Here is a 14,633-nt window from a genome sequence, read left to right on the forward strand (position 1 = left end):
CGCAGCGGCGCGAGCGGCGCGCCGGCCGGCAGCGCATCGGCGGCGGCCAGCGTCATGTCGGGCATCGGCGCGGAAGCCGCCGCGTCATGCATGCCATGCATGCCGGCCATGCCGGACATATCACCCGGCATGCCCTTCATCCCCGGCATGCCGTGCATGGCATGCGACTGCGCGAGCGCCGCGCGCGCGAAGGCCAGCGTGGCCGCAGCCCCGAACGCGTGACGAAGAAATTGCCTGCGTAGCATCGATCGAATCCCGAATCAGCGAAGCGATGACGATACACCAGCGGCGCACCGTGCGAGCGGCACGGCGCGCATTCCGCACTCAGCTCGCGAGCTTGCGGAACGTGTCGAGCACGGCCTCGCCGCGAAACGGCTTGACGATCCAGCCGCGCACGCCGGCGGCCTTGCCGCGTTCCTTCATCGCCGGGCTGCTTTCGGTCGTCAGCATCACGACGTTGACGGCCGCGTTGCCCAGCTCGCTGCGGATCTTCTCGACCATCGTCAGGCCGTCCATGTTCGGCATGTTCACGTCGCTGACCACGAGCTTGATGCCCGGGCTCGTCTTCAGCTTCGCGAGGCCGTCCTTGCCGTCGACCGCCGTATCCACTTCCAGCCCGTTCTTGCGCAGGAAGCCTGCGACTTCGTCGCGCACCGTGCTCGAATCATCCACCACCAGAATCTTTGCCATGTCTGTTATCCGTTTGTCACTTAAAACCAGTCGAGTTCACCCGCTTCAACCATTTCGCCCACCGCCTGCGCATGGTCGTCGAACGATTCCGGCGACCATTGCAGGCTGAACACGAAACGCTGATGGATCGTTACGGTGCGGCCCGACGCTTCGTCCGTCACCTGATACTGGAAGCACAGCTGCGGGTTTTCGGACCCGAACGAGATGTACTTCTGCTTGTGGTTGATCAGCAGCGGCACCTGCACGTTGCTGGCCGAAGGCACCGCCGCGCTGCCGAGGAAGCGATCCTTGAACGCGCCCCACACGAGGTTCGTCAGCTCGCCGAGCACGCCGTTCAGGTCGCGGAAATCGGGCTCGCGCTCGCCCGGGTTCATCGCGGCGACGAAGTCGAGCATCGGCTGCTCGTCGGCCTGCATCATCATGTAGCCGCGGCACCACGCGCTCTCCAGCGGGATCAGGCTGAACACCTCGCCGTAGATGATGTTGTCGCGCACGATGCACGGCGTTTCGCATTCGATCGTCATGCCGCGGAAGATCGTGCCGAGGCGCGATTCCGTGATCTCCTCGATGCCGCGCACCAGCGCGTTCGGGTAGGCCAGGCTGAACAGGTATTCGTCGATGGCGCGGCGCAGCGGTTCGAGATCGGGCAACGCGAAGCTCGCGCAGGCCACCCGCTTGAATGCTTCGGGCAACGCATCTTCGCTGCTGCCGTCGGCGCGACGCACGATGATCGGCAGCTCCGGGCGCAGCGCGTCGATCTGCGCGGCCACGGCGGCGGCTTCCTCGTTCGAGCCGCCGTAGTCGGCGGCCAGCAGCACCGCGCCGAGGTCGATGTTCGAGCGCAGCACCTTCAGCAGGCGGTTGCGGCGCGCCTTCAGCCCGACGAGATGATGCTCGTCGCAGAACCGCCGGATCGCGTCCATGTGAACGTCGCTGTCGTCGAGCACCAGCACCTTGCTGACGGGCGTATCGTGGGTCGTCATCACTTCTCCTGCCGGTTATTCGTTCATCAAAACATTTCGAGTTCGCCCACGCCCTCGTCGACATCGCGCACGTCGGCGACAAAATCGACCGGCGCGTTCGCACACACGCACAGCGTGGCGGAGAGCCACACGCTGCCGCCGACCGTCAGATCGTAGGCAGCCAGGTAATCCGGCTTCAGTTCGGCGAGATGCCCGGCGCTCGCACCGTTCAGGCGGTACGGCGTCGACATCCCGAGGTCGGGAAAATGCTCGACGAGCGCCTGGTTGACGGCCCCGCAACACAGGTTCGCCACCTCCAGGAACGCCTCGCGCAGCGAACGCTGCGGCGTCGAACCGGTGTAGAACGCGCGCGTCGCGTCGTCGTCGCGGTAATGCAGCAACAGCAGCAGGCGGAACTTCACCGACGAAATCGTCAGCACCACGGCCTCGACGCCACGCGATGTATCGGGCTTCTCGCGCGCGCTTATTTCGCAGGACGAACCATTGGTGAGACGCCCGCGCGCCGCGCTGAAGAAGATGCGCTCGAAGCTCTCGATCGCGCCGGCACCGATCACGCCGCGCTCCGTTCGAGTTGGCCGCGCAATTGCGTCGCCAGCGCATCGACGTTGCCGAGCGAGGCGGTGATCATCTTGCCGCCGGCCTGGATGTCCTGGAACGTCGCGGTGGTCACGAGGTCGTTGCGGTTCAGGCTGTCCTGGTAGCTCTTGGACAACTCCTGCGAGCGCGAGGCCAGCGATCGCACCTCGCTCGCCACGATCGAGAAGCCACGCCCGGCCGTGCCGGCGCGCGCCGCCTCGATCGACGCATTCAGCGACACGATCAGCACGTGCGCGACGATCGACGACAGCTCGTGATTCTTCGCGTGCATGTCCTGGTTCTGCGTCATCAACGAGGCCATCTGCTCATGCCAGCGCTCGAACGTGCCGGTCAGGCCGCGCAGCCGCGCCGCCTCGCCGGCGATCCGCTCGGCCAGCGCCGCGCTCGCGTCGCGCTCGCCCACGGCGGCGGCCAGCGCGGTGCGCACCTCGGCGATCTGCGACGATGCCTCCTCCAGCGATTCGGCCAGCGACTGCTCGCGCGCGGCCGCGCCGTCTTCGGCCTCGGCGCTGCGGCGCGTCCAGTCGGCGTCGAGCGCGTCGGCGCGCGCCAGCGCCGCGTCACGCTCGGCGGCGAAGCCTTGCGCCGCCGCGCGCGCCTGCACGAGGCGGCCACGCAGCACCACCGCCGCCACGATCGCCGCCACGGCGACGAGCGCGCACACGGCCACCAGAATTCCTGCTTGCATCATCGACATCCCGTCATGCCCGGTCGATCGCCGGATCCTCGTCACGTTGCGATGCAGCGTCGCTCGCCGCGTCGTCGCCCATGCTGTCCACCGCGAAGCGGTCCGGCAGGCTGACGATGGTCTGGAAGCGGCGGAACGCGGCACCGTGGTGCTCGTCCGTGAAGCGCAGCGCGATGCTGCCGCCGGCACGCATGATGAAGCTGCGTACCGCGTCCATGCCCACCCCGCGGCCCGACACGTCGGTCACGGCGCTGGCGGTCGAGAAGCCCGGGCGGAAGATCAGCGCGGCCACCGCCTCGTCGTCCTTCGCCAGGTTCGCGTCGTCGAGCCAGCCGCGCTCGACGGCGATCGCGCGAATCCGCTCCAGCGCGAGGCCGCGGCCATCGTCGCTGACGGTGATCTGCAGTTGGTCCGCATCGACGCCCATCTCGATGTCGATGGTGCCCGCATCCGGCTTGCCGGCCGCGCGACGCGCATCGACCGATTCGATGCCGTGGTCGAGCGCGTTGCGCAGCAGGTGCATGAAGGTGTCCTTGACGATGCTGGACGCTTCGCTGCGCAGGCGGTAGCCGTTGTCGTCGATGCGCACGACCGGTTCGGCCTTGCCGAGATCCTGCGCCAGCGCCGGCAGCGAACCGGTCACGCCCGCGATCATCTCGTCGAGCGTTTCGGTGCCGAGCAGGCGCAGCGTGCCGGCCACGGAATCGCGCAGCATCGGCCAGCTGTGCGGCTCGGCGGATTCGAGCAGGCGCAGGCTTTCGTCGATGCGCTCGCGCTCCACCACCAGGTAGCGCTCCGATTCGACCGGAGCGCCCGGGCCGCGACGGCCGAGGCTGACGGTGTTGATCGTGGCGTAGTTGTCGAGCGCCTCGCGCACGCGCGCCAGGTCGGTCATCAGTTCGTGCTGGTCCCACGCGCGTTCGGCCTCGGCGCTGCGCAGCTCGTCATACACCTGCTCGGCCTCGTGAACGATGTCGGTCAGATGCTGCAGGCTGTACGTGCGCGCATTGCCCTTGATGGTGTGCATGTTGCGGAACAGTTCGGCCAGCGCGGAGCTGTCGGCATGTTCGTGCTGACGGATGATGCGTTCGTTCTCGTGCAGGAAGCCGGTGGCGCTCTCGACGAAATCGTGGAACTTGTCCTGGCTGACCGACAGGATCTCGCCGATCATTTCGAGGCGGCGGCTCTGCTCGTTGGCCTGCGCCGACAGCGCGCGCAGCTCGGTCACGTCGCGCACGCACAGCATCAGGCGCACGATGGTGCCGGTTTCGTCGGTGATCGCCGACCACGACAGGTCGAGATACTTGTCGGCGCCGTTCGGCATGCGCTTGGCGATATCGGTCACCAGCAGATGCTGGTTGAACTCGAAGTTCATGTCGTCTTCGCCGAGGCACGCGTCGATCGCGGCTTCGATCTGCGACAGGCCGTCCGAGCCCACGTTCGACTCGCCGAACACCAGTTCCATCGCCGAGCGGCCGGCAATGTCGTTGGTCTCGAAGATCCGTTCGAGGAACGCCGAGTATTCGCGATGCACGGTGCCGCCCGGCACGATCGTCAGGATCCCCTGCTGCATGTTCTGCAGCATCGCCTGGATGTCGGCGGTGCGCTGCTTGAGCGCGGCGGCGTTGCGCTGGATCGTCTCGATCATGCCGTTGAACGCCTCGATCGAGCGGCCGATTTCGTCCTTGCGGCCCACCGGCACGCGGCGCGTGAAATCCTGGCTGGTGGCGATCTCGCTCATCATCGCCTGCATGCGGCCGAGCGGCTGCACGATCTGGCGATACAGCATCAGGCCCACGCCGATCAGCACCACGATCACCACGCCCGCGACGATCCCGATCGTCATCGTGGTGGTGGCCAGCATGCCGTTCAGCGTCGAGATCGCGTCGTCCTTCTGGCGGTTCTTCTCGATGCGCAGCGTCTTGATGATGCCGTCGAGTTCGTCGCGATATTGGGCGACGTTCGCGAACAGGTTGGCCTGCGCGAGTTCGTTCTTGCCGTCCGCCTTCATCTTGGCGGTGTCGTGGATCGCGTCGAAGTAGTTCTTCAGGCTTTCGCGCGCCTGGTCGACCAGGCCCGACTGGGCGTGGCTGGCGGCCGAGCGGCCTTGCGCGTCGAGTTCGGCGCGCAGTTGGGTTTCCTTCGTGTTCAGGTCGGCGGTGGCCTGGGCGGCCATGGTCGCGTCGGGCGCGTAGACGAGCGTCATGGTCGCGATCTGCACGTCCTTCACGTCGGACACGAGATCGGACGAGGCAAGCGCGCTGGGCACCACGCCCTGCGTCACCTGGCGCACGCTCGCGGCGCTGCGTTGCGCCTGATAGACGGCATAGCCGCCGATCGCCGCGAGCGCGACGAACATCAGCGCGACAAGCAACGTAATGCGATGTCGGATGGTCATGTGAATCCCCGTAGCAGCAATATGTTTTTGGCCCGTCGGTCTGGCGGTCCGGCGCGTGGCAATCGCGACGGTCAGACGAATCTGCAGGCGGGCGAATTATGGCGACCGGGATATGACCGAACGATGACCTACGGGAAAACGCTTGCGCAAACGATTATTTCCACGAAATAGCCGACACGAAGCCTAAAGTTCTCGAATTCGGCGCCGTTAATAGGCGCCGATCTTGTTTCGCGACGGACTTCGGCGCCTGCGTTCGGGCCGCCGTTTCACGCCGCAGCGCCCCCTTCGCCGCATCGTTTTTCCCTTCCTCCACGCGCACCGATCTCGCTGCGCTCGCTTGCTCACTGCGAAACCCCGAAAATTTCACGATGCGGAACGTTGCCGTGTCTCGTGAAAAATCGTGGTGCGGGGCACCAATTCGCGGTTTCACGATGCCGCAGAACGTTCCACATCTCGAAATATGAATTTCAAGCCATTGTTTTAATTGAATTATTTTTGTTTCGAGCAGGCGCTCTACGCACTCGATCCGGCATCGATGCGCACGTAGACTGGTTTCCATGGATCGACGCAACGGGAGCCGCACCGACAGACGGTCGGCCTCCCCCGCCAGCCGGCGCGGACGTCGACGAGCCGGCCCCGCCCTTTCGGGCGGACCAGCACCCGATTATTTTTCGACTAGGAAGCGGAGGTGTGACATGAAGGGTTTTCGTTACGGATCGGACCAGGGGTCGTTCTACATCCTGCCGGGCAACGACGGTTGGGAAGCGACGTTCGGCAACGACTCGCTGGGTGAATTCCAGAGCCCCGAGCATGCGGTGGACTATCTGGCGCGCGGCGTGAACTGCCCGGCGCTCGACGAGGTGGACACCTCGACGCTCGAGATCCCCGAGCAGATCGACGATTGGGAGATCGTCCATGTGTAAACGGCAACGGGAGGCGCGCGCATCGCTGCGCGGCCTCCCGTCCGCCAAGCCGATCCCATGCTGCGATCGGCCCGGCCTGCGGCGCGTGCGGTGAAGCCCACCCACGCGCCGTGTTTCATGCGGCCCTCGCTCGCGCGCTCGAAGCGCACGTCGCGGCTGCCGCGGTTATTGCATCACGCCCGCACTCAGGCGATGGCGTCGATCACGCCGTTCAGCGTGGCGCTCGGGCGCATTGCCTTGCTGGTCAGCTCGGCGTCCGGACGGTAGTAACCGGCGATATCGACCGGCTTGCCCTGCGCCGCACCCAGTTCCTCGACGATCTTGGCTTCGTTTTCCGTCAGCGTCTTGGCGACGCCGGCGAATTGCGCGGCCAGCTCCGCATCGTCCGTTTGCGCCGCCAGCGCCTGCGCCCAGAACAGGCTCAGGTAGAAGTGGCTGCCACGGTTGTCGATGCCGCCAACCTTGCGCGACGGCGAGCGGTTCTCGTCCAGGAACTTGCCGGTTGCCTGATCGAGCGTCTTCGCGAGCACGAGCGCCTTCGGGTTGTGGTACTGGTTGCCCAGGTGTTCGAGCGAGGCGGCCAGCGCGAGGAATTCGCCGAGCGAATCCCAACGCAGGAAGCCTTCCTCGTTGAACTGCTGAACGTGCTTCGGCGCCGAGCCGCCCGCGCCCGTTTCGAACATGCCGCCACCGGCCATCAGCGGGACGATCGACAGCATCTTCGCGCTGGTGCCCAGTTCCATGATCGGGAACAGGTCGGTCAGGTAGTCGCGCAGCACGTTGCCGGTGACCGAGATGGTGTCCTTGCCGGCGCGGATACGATCGATCGAGAACTGCGTGGCTTCGACCGGCGGCAGGATGCGGATGTCGAGACCGTTGGTGTCGTGATCTTTCAGGTATTGCTCGACCTTCTTGATGATCTGCGCATCGTGGGCGCGGTTCGCGTCGAGCCAGAACACGGCCGGCGTGTTCGAGGCGCGGGCGCGGTTCACGGCCAGCTTGACCCAATCCTGCACCGGGGCATCCTTGGTCTGGCACAGGCGCCAGATGTCGCCCGTCTTGACCGCGTGCTCGAGCAGCACGTTGCCGGCGTCGTCGGTCACGCGCACGGTGCCGTCGGCCGGGATCTGGAACGTCTTGTCGTGTGAACCGTATTCTTCGGCCGCCTGCGCCATCAGGCCGACGTTCGGCACGCTGCCCATCGTGACCGGGTCGAACGCGCCGTGCTTCTTGCAATCTTCGATTACCGTCTGGTATACGCCGGCATAGCAGCGGTCCGGAATCACGGCCTTGGCGTCGTGCAGCTTGCCGTCGGCGCCCCACATGCCGCCCGAATCGCGGATCATCGCCGGCATCGAGGCGTCGACGATCACGTCGCTCGGCACGTGCAGGTTCGTGATGCCCTTGTCCGAGTTGACCATCGCCAGGTGCGGGCGCTTTTCGTACTGGGCCTTGATGTCGGCTTCGATCGCTTCGCGCGTTTCGGCCGGCAGGTCCTTCAGGCGGGCGTACAGATCGCCGATGCCGTTGTTCGGGTTGAAGCCGATCTTGGCCAGCGCGTCGGCGTGCTTGGTCAGCACGTCTTCGTAGAACACCGAGACGACCTGACCAAACAGGATCGGATCGGACACCTTCATCATGGTGGCCTTCAGGTGGACCGAGAACAGCACGTCCTGGGCCTTCGCGTCGGCGACCTGCGCTTCGAGGAAGCTGCGCAGCGCGGCGCGGCTCATCAGCGATGCGTCGATGATTTCACCGACCTTCACGGCCGTCTTTTCCTTGAGCACCTTCTTCGTGCCGTCGGCGGTCGTCAGTTCGATCTTGACGTTGCCGGCCGTGCCGATCAGCGCCGATTTCTCGCTGCCGTAGAAATCGCCTTCGCTCATCGAGGCGACGTGCGACTTCGAGCTCGACGCCCAGGCGCCCATCTTGTGCGGGTGCTTGCGGGCGTAGCTCTTGACCGACAGCGGCGCGCGGCGATCCGAATTGCCTTCGCGCAACACCGGGTTCACGGCGCTGCCCTTGATCTTGTCGTAACGGGCCTTGACGTCCTTTTCGGCGTCGGTGGTGGCTTCGTCGGGATAGCTCGGCACCTTGTAGCCTTGCTTCTGCAATTCGGCGATCGCGGCCTTGAGCTGCGGCACCGATGCGCTGATGTTCGGCAGCTTGATGATGTTCGCTTCCGGCTTCAGCGTGAGCTGGCCGAGTTCGGCCAGGTCGTCGCTGATCTTCTGCTCGGGCGTCAGCGCCTCGGGGAAGACGGCGATGATGCGGCCGGCGAGCGAGATGTCGCGGGTTTCGACGGCGACGCCCGACGAGCGGGTAAAAGCCTTGACGATCGGCAGCAGCGAATAGGTCGCGAGCGCCGGGGCTTCGTCGGTGAGGGTATAGATGATCTTGGACGAGGTGGACATGTTTGGTTTGATGCGTTGCTACGTGAAAATTGACAGGAGATCGCTGACAGCGAACCAACCAGGGCCGCCTTCGCACCGACCGCGCAACAGAGCCGACAACCTCTTTTGCACCCCGGCGAGATCGGCCTCGCGCCGGGGCGGCCGGATCGCTCCGGCAATACCGCGTTGGGTTACATGTTTTCGATCATCACGCCGCCGAAGCCCGAGCACGACACCTGCGTCGCACCTTCCATCAGCCGCGCGAAATCGTACGTGACGCGCTTCTGCTGGATGGACTTCTCCATCGACGCGATGATCAGATCCGCCGCCTCGGTCCAGCCGAGGTGGCGCAGCATCATCTCTGCAGACAGGATGACCGAGCCGGGGTTCACATAATCCTTGCCGGCGTACTTCGGCGCGGTGCCGTGGGTCGCCTCGAAGATCGCGATCGAATCCGACAGATTCGCGCCCGGCGCGATGCCGATGCCGCCGACCTGCGCGGCCAGTGCATCGGAAATATAGTCGCCATTCAGATTCAGCGTGGCGATCACGTCGTATTCGACCGGGCGCAGCAGGATCTGCTGCAGGAACGCATCGGCGATCGAATCCTTGATGACGATCTCGGCGCCCGTTTTCGGGCTCTTCAGGCGCATCCACGGGCCGCCGTCGATCAGCTCGGCGCCGAATTCCTTGTTGGCCAACGCGTACCCGTAGTCGCGGAACGCGCCTTCGGTGTACTTCATGATGTTGCCCTTGTGCACCAGCGTGACCGACTTGCGCTCATGGTCGATCGCATACTGGATCGCCTGGCGCACCAGCCGCTCGGTGCCTTCGCGCGACACCGGCTTGACGCCGAGCCCCGAGCTTTCCGGGAAACGGATCTTGGCGCCCATTTCCTCGCGCAGGAAGCGGATCACCTTCTTGGCCTGCTCCGACTCGGCCGGCCACTCGATGCCGGCGTAGATGTCTTCCGAATTCTCGCGGAAGATCACCATGTCGGTTTTCTCCGGCGCGCGCACCGGCGAGGGCACGCCCTTGAAGTAGCGCACCGGGCGCAGGCACACGTAGAGATCGAGCTCCTGGCGCAGCGTGACGTTCAGCGAGCGGATCCCGCCGCCGACCGGCGTGGTGAGCGGGCCCTTGATCGAGACCACGTAATCGCGCACCACCTGCACCGTTTCGTCCGGCAGCCAGACATCGGGGCCGTACACCCGCGTGGCCTTCTCGCCCGCGAAAATTTCCATCCAGTGAATCTTGCGCTGGCCGCCGTAGGCCTTTTCCACGGCGGCATCCACCACCTTCAGCATCACCGGGGTGACGTCGACGCCGACGCCGTCGCCCTCGATGTAAGGGATGATCGGCTGATCGGATACGTTGAGCGTCAAGTCCGGGTTGACGGTGATCTTGTCACCGCCCGCCGGGACCACGATGTGCTGATACGGCATGGTCGACTCCAGTGAATGGCTGGGCTGATTGAAAAAGCGTGTGGTTGCCTGGCTGATGCACAGAAAACGTTGCCGCTATTCTAGCGCCCGGACCGCATGCAACGGCACGAGACGCCCTCGCCACACCGTCGACCATCAAGTCTTATATAAGACAAAAGACTTGGCGTTCCGTATTATGCATTAAGATTCCGCCATTTGCCATACGACGCGGCGAGCCCCGCCCAGCTTCCCTCATGCCCCTGATCGCCCTCAACAAACCGTTCGGCACGATCTGCCAGTTTTCGGCGCACGAAACCCGGCCGTCGCTCGGCGACTGGGTCCACACGCCCGGCGTGTACCCGGCCGGCCGGCTCGACGCCGACAGCGAGGGCCTGCTGCTGCTGACCGACGACGGCGCGCTCCAGGCGCGCATCGCCGAACCGCGCCACAAGCTCGTCAAGCGCTACTGGGCGCAACTCGACGGCGCGCCCGACGCGGCCGCGCTGAAGGCGCTCGCGCGCGGCGTCGACCTGGGCGACTATGTAACGAAGCCGTGTCGCGCCGATTACGTCGAGCCGCCCGAATCGCTGTGGCCACGCAATCCGCCGGTGCGTTACCGCGCCGCGATCCCGACCACCTGGATCGAGCTGTCGATCACCGAAGGCAAGAACCGCCAGGTGCGCCGCATGACTGCGGCGGTCGGCTTCCCGACCTTGCGCCTGGTGCGCGTCGGCATCGGCGCGCTCGACCTGTTCGCGCTCGGCCTCGCGCCCGGCGAGACCGCCGCGCTGCCGCCGCGCGCGCCCTGGGACGGTTTTGCCTCCGACGCATGAAAGTTTCGTGAACGCGTCAACCGATCGTTCCGAGCAGCCGTTAAGACAAGCAGATGCCGACCGAGCTATCCGGCATTGGCGCCAAGCCGCGGTAACACTGTCGTTCGCGACGCCGCCCGCAGCCGTGTCCGCAGCGCCAGGAAAAATTTCCTGTCGCGTCTGTCAACCGAAAGGTGGATGGCCTCGTTAGACGAATTGACTCCTATGCCGGGTCATTGGTTAATTAACTAAAGCTGAGGAAACAAAAAATGAACAAACTGATCGCCGCTCTGGTCGCTGGCCTGTTCGCAACGGCTGCATTCGCACAAGCTTCGGCACCGGAAGCTGCTGCTCCGGCAGCCGCTTCGGCTCCGGCGAAGAAGGCTACGCACAAGAAGCACCACGCTGCCAAGAAGCACGCAAAGAAGAAGGCAGCTGCAAGCGACGCAGCAGCACCGGCAGCTGCTTCGAACTAAGTAAGCAGGCTGTAAGCAACGTCGGAGGCCTGTCGTTCGGCTTCCACGCTGTTGAAAGGCAGATCCCCGCAAGGCGATCTGCCTTTTTCTTTATGGGCCCGCCAACGAGCCCGCGCATGCTGCACCGGGCCGCGCGCATCGCGTACCATGCAGCCCTCGATTACCCGTTCAGGAGTTTCGTCGTGCGATTTTCCCCGCGCTCTTCGCTCGCCCGCCTGGCGCGAGCCGCCGTGTTCCCCGTCGCGCTCGCGCTGGCCGCTGGCGGCATCGCGCCCGCCTTCGCCCAGTCGAACGGCATCCCGCCGGGCGCGAAGCAGCCGAACGAATTCCCGCGCGCGAAGCTGCGGGTCGGCATGTTCGTGATCGATGCCGGCATCGCGGCGAACGAGGCCGACCGCGAGCAGGGGCTGATGTACCGCAGCCAGCTCGCGCCCAACGAAGGGATGGTGTTCGTCTTCAACGAGAATGCGGTCCATTGTTTCTGGATGAAGAACACGCTGATCCCGCTGTCGATCGCGTTCATCCGCGCCGACGGTACGATCACCGACATCGACGAGATGCGCGCCGAAACCACCGACAACCATTGCCCGCGCAACAACGGCGTCTATGCGCTCGAAATGCCGAAGGGCTGGTTCACCGCCAAGGGCATCAAGCCCGGCATGAAGATCGACGGATTGCCGGCGGCGCAATAAGCCCGCCCGGCTTTCCGCCACGCGCGCCCGTTCGCACGACGGCGGCACGCACCGGTTCCGGCCGGGCGTGCCGCCGTTTTCACGTCGGCTGCCGGCCCGCGACCGCAGTTTCCCCCTCGCGCTTGCCCCCGCCGGCGTGCCGGTTTCTCGCCGGCCAGCGCGACGCCGGCCTGATCGCTCTTAGCCGAATCCCCCGTCAGGCCCGCCCCGCACGGCTCGCCGGCCATTCGCCCGGCCCCTGGACCCGCCGCGCGCCACCGCTTGAATCGCCCGCTCACGCCCCCATCTGCAAAAGCCACCAGCACAAGCTATGCTTGAAGGCTTGCAAGTTGTCGCCGACCCGGCCATCTCGGCCGGCTCCGACTCATCCAGGAACCATCAGGAGGTTCACGTGCCCCGCAAAACCCCCATCGAGCGCTATAGAAATATCGGGATCAGCGCTCACATCGACGCCGGCAAGACCACGACGACCGAGCGCATCCTGTTCTACACCGGCGTGAGCCACAAGATCGGCGAAGTGCATGACGGTGCGGCCACGATGGACTGGATGGAGCAGGAGCAGGAACGCGGCATCACGATCACGTCGGCCGCGACCACCGCGTTCTGGAAAGGCATGGCCGGCAACTATCCCGAACACCGGATCAACATCATCGACACCCCCGGGCACGTCGACTTCACGATCGAGGTCGAGCGCTCGATGCGCGTGCTCGACGGCGCGTGCATGGTCTACGACTCGGTGGGCGGCGTGCAGCCGCAATCGGAAACCGTCTGGCGCCAGGCCAACAAGTACAAGGTGCCGCGCATCGCGTTCGTCAACAAGATGGACCGCATCGGCGCGGATTTCCTGCGCGTGCAGAAGCAGATCGGCGACCGCCTGAAGGGCGTGGCCGTGCCGATCCAGCTTCCGATCGGCGCCGAGGATCACTTCCAGGGCGTAGTCGACCTCGTCAAGATGAAGGCGATCCTGTGGGACGACGAGAGCCAGGGCGTGAAGTTCACCTACGAGGAGATCCCGGAGAACCTCGTCGAGCTGTCGCGGGAGTGGCGCGAGAAGATGGTCGAGGCCGCCGCCGAGGCGAGCGAGGAACTGCTGGAGAAATACCTGGCGGACCCGGAATCGCTGACCGAGGATGAAATCAAGGCCGCGCTGCGCAAGCGCACGGTGGCCAATGAAATCGTGCCGATGCTGTGCGGCAGCGCGTTCAAGAACAAGGGCGTGCAGGCCATGCTCGACGCCGTGATCGACTATCTGCCGTCGCCGGTGGACGTGCCCGCGATTCTCGGCCACGACTACGCCGACCCGGAAAAGCCGGCGGAACGTCACCCGAGCGACGACGAGCCGTTCTCGGCGCTCGCGTTCAAGATCATGACCGACCCGTTCGTCGGCCAGTTGATCTTCTTCCGCGTCTATTCGGGCGTGGTGGAATCGGGCGACACGCTGCTCAATGCGACCAAGGACAAGAAGGAACGCCTGGGCCGGATCCTGCAGATGCACGCCAACGAGCGCAAGGAGCTCAAGGAAGTGCGCGCCGGCGATATCGCGGCGGCGGTCGGCCTGAAGGACGCGACGACCGGCGACACGCTGTGCGCCGTCAACGCGCCGATCATCCTGGAGCGCATGGAATTCCCCGAGCCGGTGATTTCGCAGGCCGTCGAGCCGAAAACCAAGGTCGACCAGGAGAAGATGGGCCTGGCGCTGAACCGTCTCGCACAGGAAGATCCGTCGTTCCGCGTGCAGACCGACGAGGAATCGGGCCAGACGATCATCTCCGGGATGGGCGAGCTGCACCTCGAAATCCTGGTCGACCGGATGAAGCGCGAATTCGGCGTGGAAGCCACGGTCGGCAAGCCGCAGGTGGCGTATCGCGAAACCATCCGCACCACCGCGAAGGATGTCGAGGGCAAGTTCGTCAAGCAGTCGGGCGGCCGCGGCCAGTACGGCCATGCGGTGGTGACGCTGGAGCCGAATCCGGGCAAGGGCTACGAGTTCCTCGACGAGATCAAGGGCGGCGTGATTCCGCGCGAGTACATCCCGGCGGTCGACAAGGGCATCCAGGACACGCTGAAGAGCGGCGTGCTGGCCGGCTACCCGATCGTCGACGTCAAGGTGCACCTGACGTTCGGCTCGTACCACGACGTGGACTCGAACGAAAACGCGTTCCGGATGGCCGGCTCGATGGCGTTCAAGGAAGCGATGCGGCGCGCCAAGCCGGTGCTGCTCGAACCGATGATGGCCGTGGAGGTGGAAACGCCCGAGGATTTCATGGGCAACGTGATGGGCGATTTGTCGAGCCGTCGCGGCATCGTGCAGGGCATGGACGACATCGCGGGCGGCGGCGGCAAGGTCGTGCGCGCCGAGGTGCCGCTGTCGGAGATGTTCGGCTACTCCACCTCGCTGCGCTCGGCCACGCAAGGCCGCGCGACCTACACGATGGAGTTCAAGCACTACGCCGAAACGCCGGCCAACGTGTCGGAAGCGGTGATCAGCGCCAAGGGCCGTTAAGCCCCGCGCGCATCGCCTGGCCGGGGCCGGTGCAGCCGCGCGAGCGGCTGCCGG

At 65.3% G+C, this 14,633-nt stretch carries 13 protein-coding genes and 1 pseudogene; 5 read left to right on the forward strand and 9 right to left on the reverse strand.

What is annotated here, in order from left to right; all coding sequences use genetic code 11:
- From ACYP33_RS27705 to ACYP33_RS27735, 7 genes and pseudogenes are all read right to left on the reverse strand, one after another.
- Positions 1 to 245: pseudogene (locus ACYP33_RS27705) on the reverse strand (multicopper oxidase family protein); the annotation flags it as partial.
- Positions 246 to 324: 79 nt separating this feature from the next.
- Entirely contained in the window at positions 325 to 690 is a 366-nt protein-coding gene (locus tag ACYP33_RS27710; RefSeq protein WP_414442889.1) for a response regulator, read from the reverse strand.
- A gap of 20 nt (positions 691 to 710) precedes the next feature.
- Complete coding sequence (locus ACYP33_RS27715) at positions 711 to 1,673, reverse strand: chemotaxis protein CheX (protein WP_459624639.1); 963 nt, start codon at positions 1,671 to 1,673, stop codon at positions 711 to 713.
- Between the two features lie 26 nt (positions 1,674 to 1,699).
- Complete coding sequence (locus tag ACYP33_RS27720) at positions 1,700 to 2,227, reverse strand: hypothetical protein (RefSeq protein ID WP_414451156.1); 528 nt, start codon at positions 2,225 to 2,227, stop codon at positions 1,700 to 1,702.
- Positions 2,224 to 2,961: a methyl-accepting chemotaxis protein gene (locus ACYP33_RS27725; RefSeq protein WP_459624640.1), complete on the reverse strand. Its 738-nt coding sequence runs from the start codon at positions 2,959 to 2,961 to the stop codon at positions 2,224 to 2,226. Before ACYP33_RS27725 ends, ACYP33_RS27720 begins: the two co-directional genes overlap by 4 nt.
- 10 nt (positions 2,962 to 2,971) lie before the next feature.
- The gene (locus ACYP33_RS27730; RefSeq protein WP_459624641.1) at positions 2,972 to 5,356 is read right to left on the reverse strand and encodes an ATP-binding protein; all 2,385 of its coding nucleotides are present in this window, start codon (positions 5,354 to 5,356) and stop codon (positions 2,972 to 2,974) included.
- Positions 5,357 to 5,510: 154 nt separating this feature from the next.
- Positions 5,511 to 5,915 carry a hypothetical protein gene (locus tag ACYP33_RS27735; protein ID WP_459624642.1) on the reverse strand — a complete coding sequence of 135 codons (405 nt, stop codon included), beginning with the start codon at positions 5,913 to 5,915 and terminating at the stop codon, positions 5,511 to 5,513.
- Between the two features lie 136 nt (positions 5,916 to 6,051).
- Here ACYP33_RS27735 and ACYP33_RS27740 point away from each other — a divergent pair, with 136 nt between their 5' ends.
- Positions 6,052 to 6,279: a hypothetical protein gene (locus tag ACYP33_RS27740; RefSeq protein ID WP_414442894.1), complete on the forward strand. Its 228-nt coding sequence runs from the start codon at positions 6,052 to 6,054 to the stop codon at positions 6,277 to 6,279.
- A 185-nt stretch (positions 6,280 to 6,464) separates the two neighbouring features.
- Here the strand turns inward: ACYP33_RS27740 and ACYP33_RS27745 are convergent, their stop codons facing one another.
- A complete protein-coding gene (locus tag ACYP33_RS27745) occupies positions 6,465 to 8,693 on the reverse strand; it encodes an NADP-dependent isocitrate dehydrogenase (protein WP_459624643.1) in 2,229 nt (742 codons plus the stop codon).
- A 170-nt stretch (positions 8,694 to 8,863) separates the two neighbouring features.
- Entirely contained in the window at positions 8,864 to 10,117 is a 1,254-nt protein-coding gene (gene icd / locus ACYP33_RS27750) for an NADP-dependent isocitrate dehydrogenase (RefSeq protein WP_414442896.1), read from the reverse strand.
- A 233-nt stretch (positions 10,118 to 10,350) separates the two neighbouring features.
- On the opposite strand from icd, the gene ACYP33_RS27755 reads away from it, so the two are divergent.
- The 4 genes from ACYP33_RS27755 to fusA all read left to right on the forward strand — a co-directional run bounded on the left by ACYP33_RS27755 (position 10,351) and on the right by fusA (position 14,579).
- The gene (locus ACYP33_RS27755) at positions 10,351 to 10,929 is read left to right on the forward strand and encodes a pseudouridine synthase (protein WP_414442897.1); all 579 of its coding nucleotides are present in this window, start codon (positions 10,351 to 10,353) and stop codon (positions 10,927 to 10,929) included.
- Positions 10,930 to 11,177: 248 nt separating this feature from the next.
- Positions 11,178 to 11,384 (forward strand): hypothetical protein, encoded by a 207-nt coding sequence (locus ACYP33_RS27760; protein ID WP_206129959.1) that lies wholly within the window; start codon positions 11,178 to 11,180, stop codon positions 11,382 to 11,384.
- 182 nt (positions 11,385 to 11,566) lie between these two features.
- Entirely contained in the window at positions 11,567 to 12,076 is a 510-nt protein-coding gene (locus ACYP33_RS27765) for a DUF192 domain-containing protein (protein ID WP_459624644.1), read from the forward strand.
- Positions 12,077 to 12,467: 391 nt separating this feature from the next.
- Complete coding sequence (gene fusA, locus ACYP33_RS27770; protein ID WP_414442899.1) at positions 12,468 to 14,579, forward strand: elongation factor G; 2,112 nt, start codon at positions 12,468 to 12,470, stop codon at positions 14,577 to 14,579.
- Positions 14,580 to 14,633: the final 54 nt, after the last annotated feature.

Source organism: Burkholderia sp. 3C, from assembly GCF_054589155.1.

What these genes read in the sequence shown, in the direction of transcription:
- ACYP33_RS27715 (WP_459624639.1), bottom strand. Translation starts at nt 1,673, where the DNA reads ATGACGACCCACGATACGCCCGTCAGCAAGGTGCTGGTGCTCGACGAC.
- icd (WP_414442896.1), bottom strand. Translation starts at nt 10,117, where the DNA reads ATGCCGTATCAGCACATCGTGGTCCCGGCGGGCGGTGACAAGATCACC.
- ACYP33_RS27760 (WP_206129959.1), top strand. Translation starts at nt 11,178, where the DNA reads ATGAACAAACTGATCGCCGCTCTGGTCGCTGGCCTGTTCGCAACGGCT.
- ACYP33_RS27710 (WP_414442889.1), bottom strand. Translation starts at nt 690, where the DNA reads ATGGCAAAGATTCTGGTGGTGGATGATTCGAGCACGGTGCGCGACGAA.
- ACYP33_RS27735 (WP_459624642.1), bottom strand. Translation starts at nt 5,915, where the DNA reads ATGGAAACCAGTCTACGTGCGCATCGATGCCGGATCGAGTGCGTAGAG.
- ACYP33_RS27740 (WP_414442894.1), top strand. Translation starts at nt 6,052, where the DNA reads ATGAAGGGTTTTCGTTACGGATCGGACCAGGGGTCGTTCTACATCCTG.
- ACYP33_RS27755 (WP_414442897.1), top strand. Translation starts at nt 10,351, where the DNA reads ATGCCCCTGATCGCCCTCAACAAACCGTTCGGCACGATCTGCCAGTTT.
- ACYP33_RS27725 (WP_459624640.1), bottom strand. Translation starts at nt 2,961, where the DNA reads ATGATGCAAGCAGGAATTCTGGTGGCCGTGTGCGCGCTCGTCGCCGTG.
- ACYP33_RS27745 (WP_459624643.1), bottom strand. Translation starts at nt 8,693, where the DNA reads ATGTCCACCTCGTCCAAGATCATCTATACCCTCACCGACGAAGCCCCG.
- ACYP33_RS27730 (WP_459624641.1), bottom strand. Translation starts at nt 5,356, where the DNA reads ATGACCATCCGACATCGCATTACGTTGCTTGTCGCGCTGATGTTCGTC.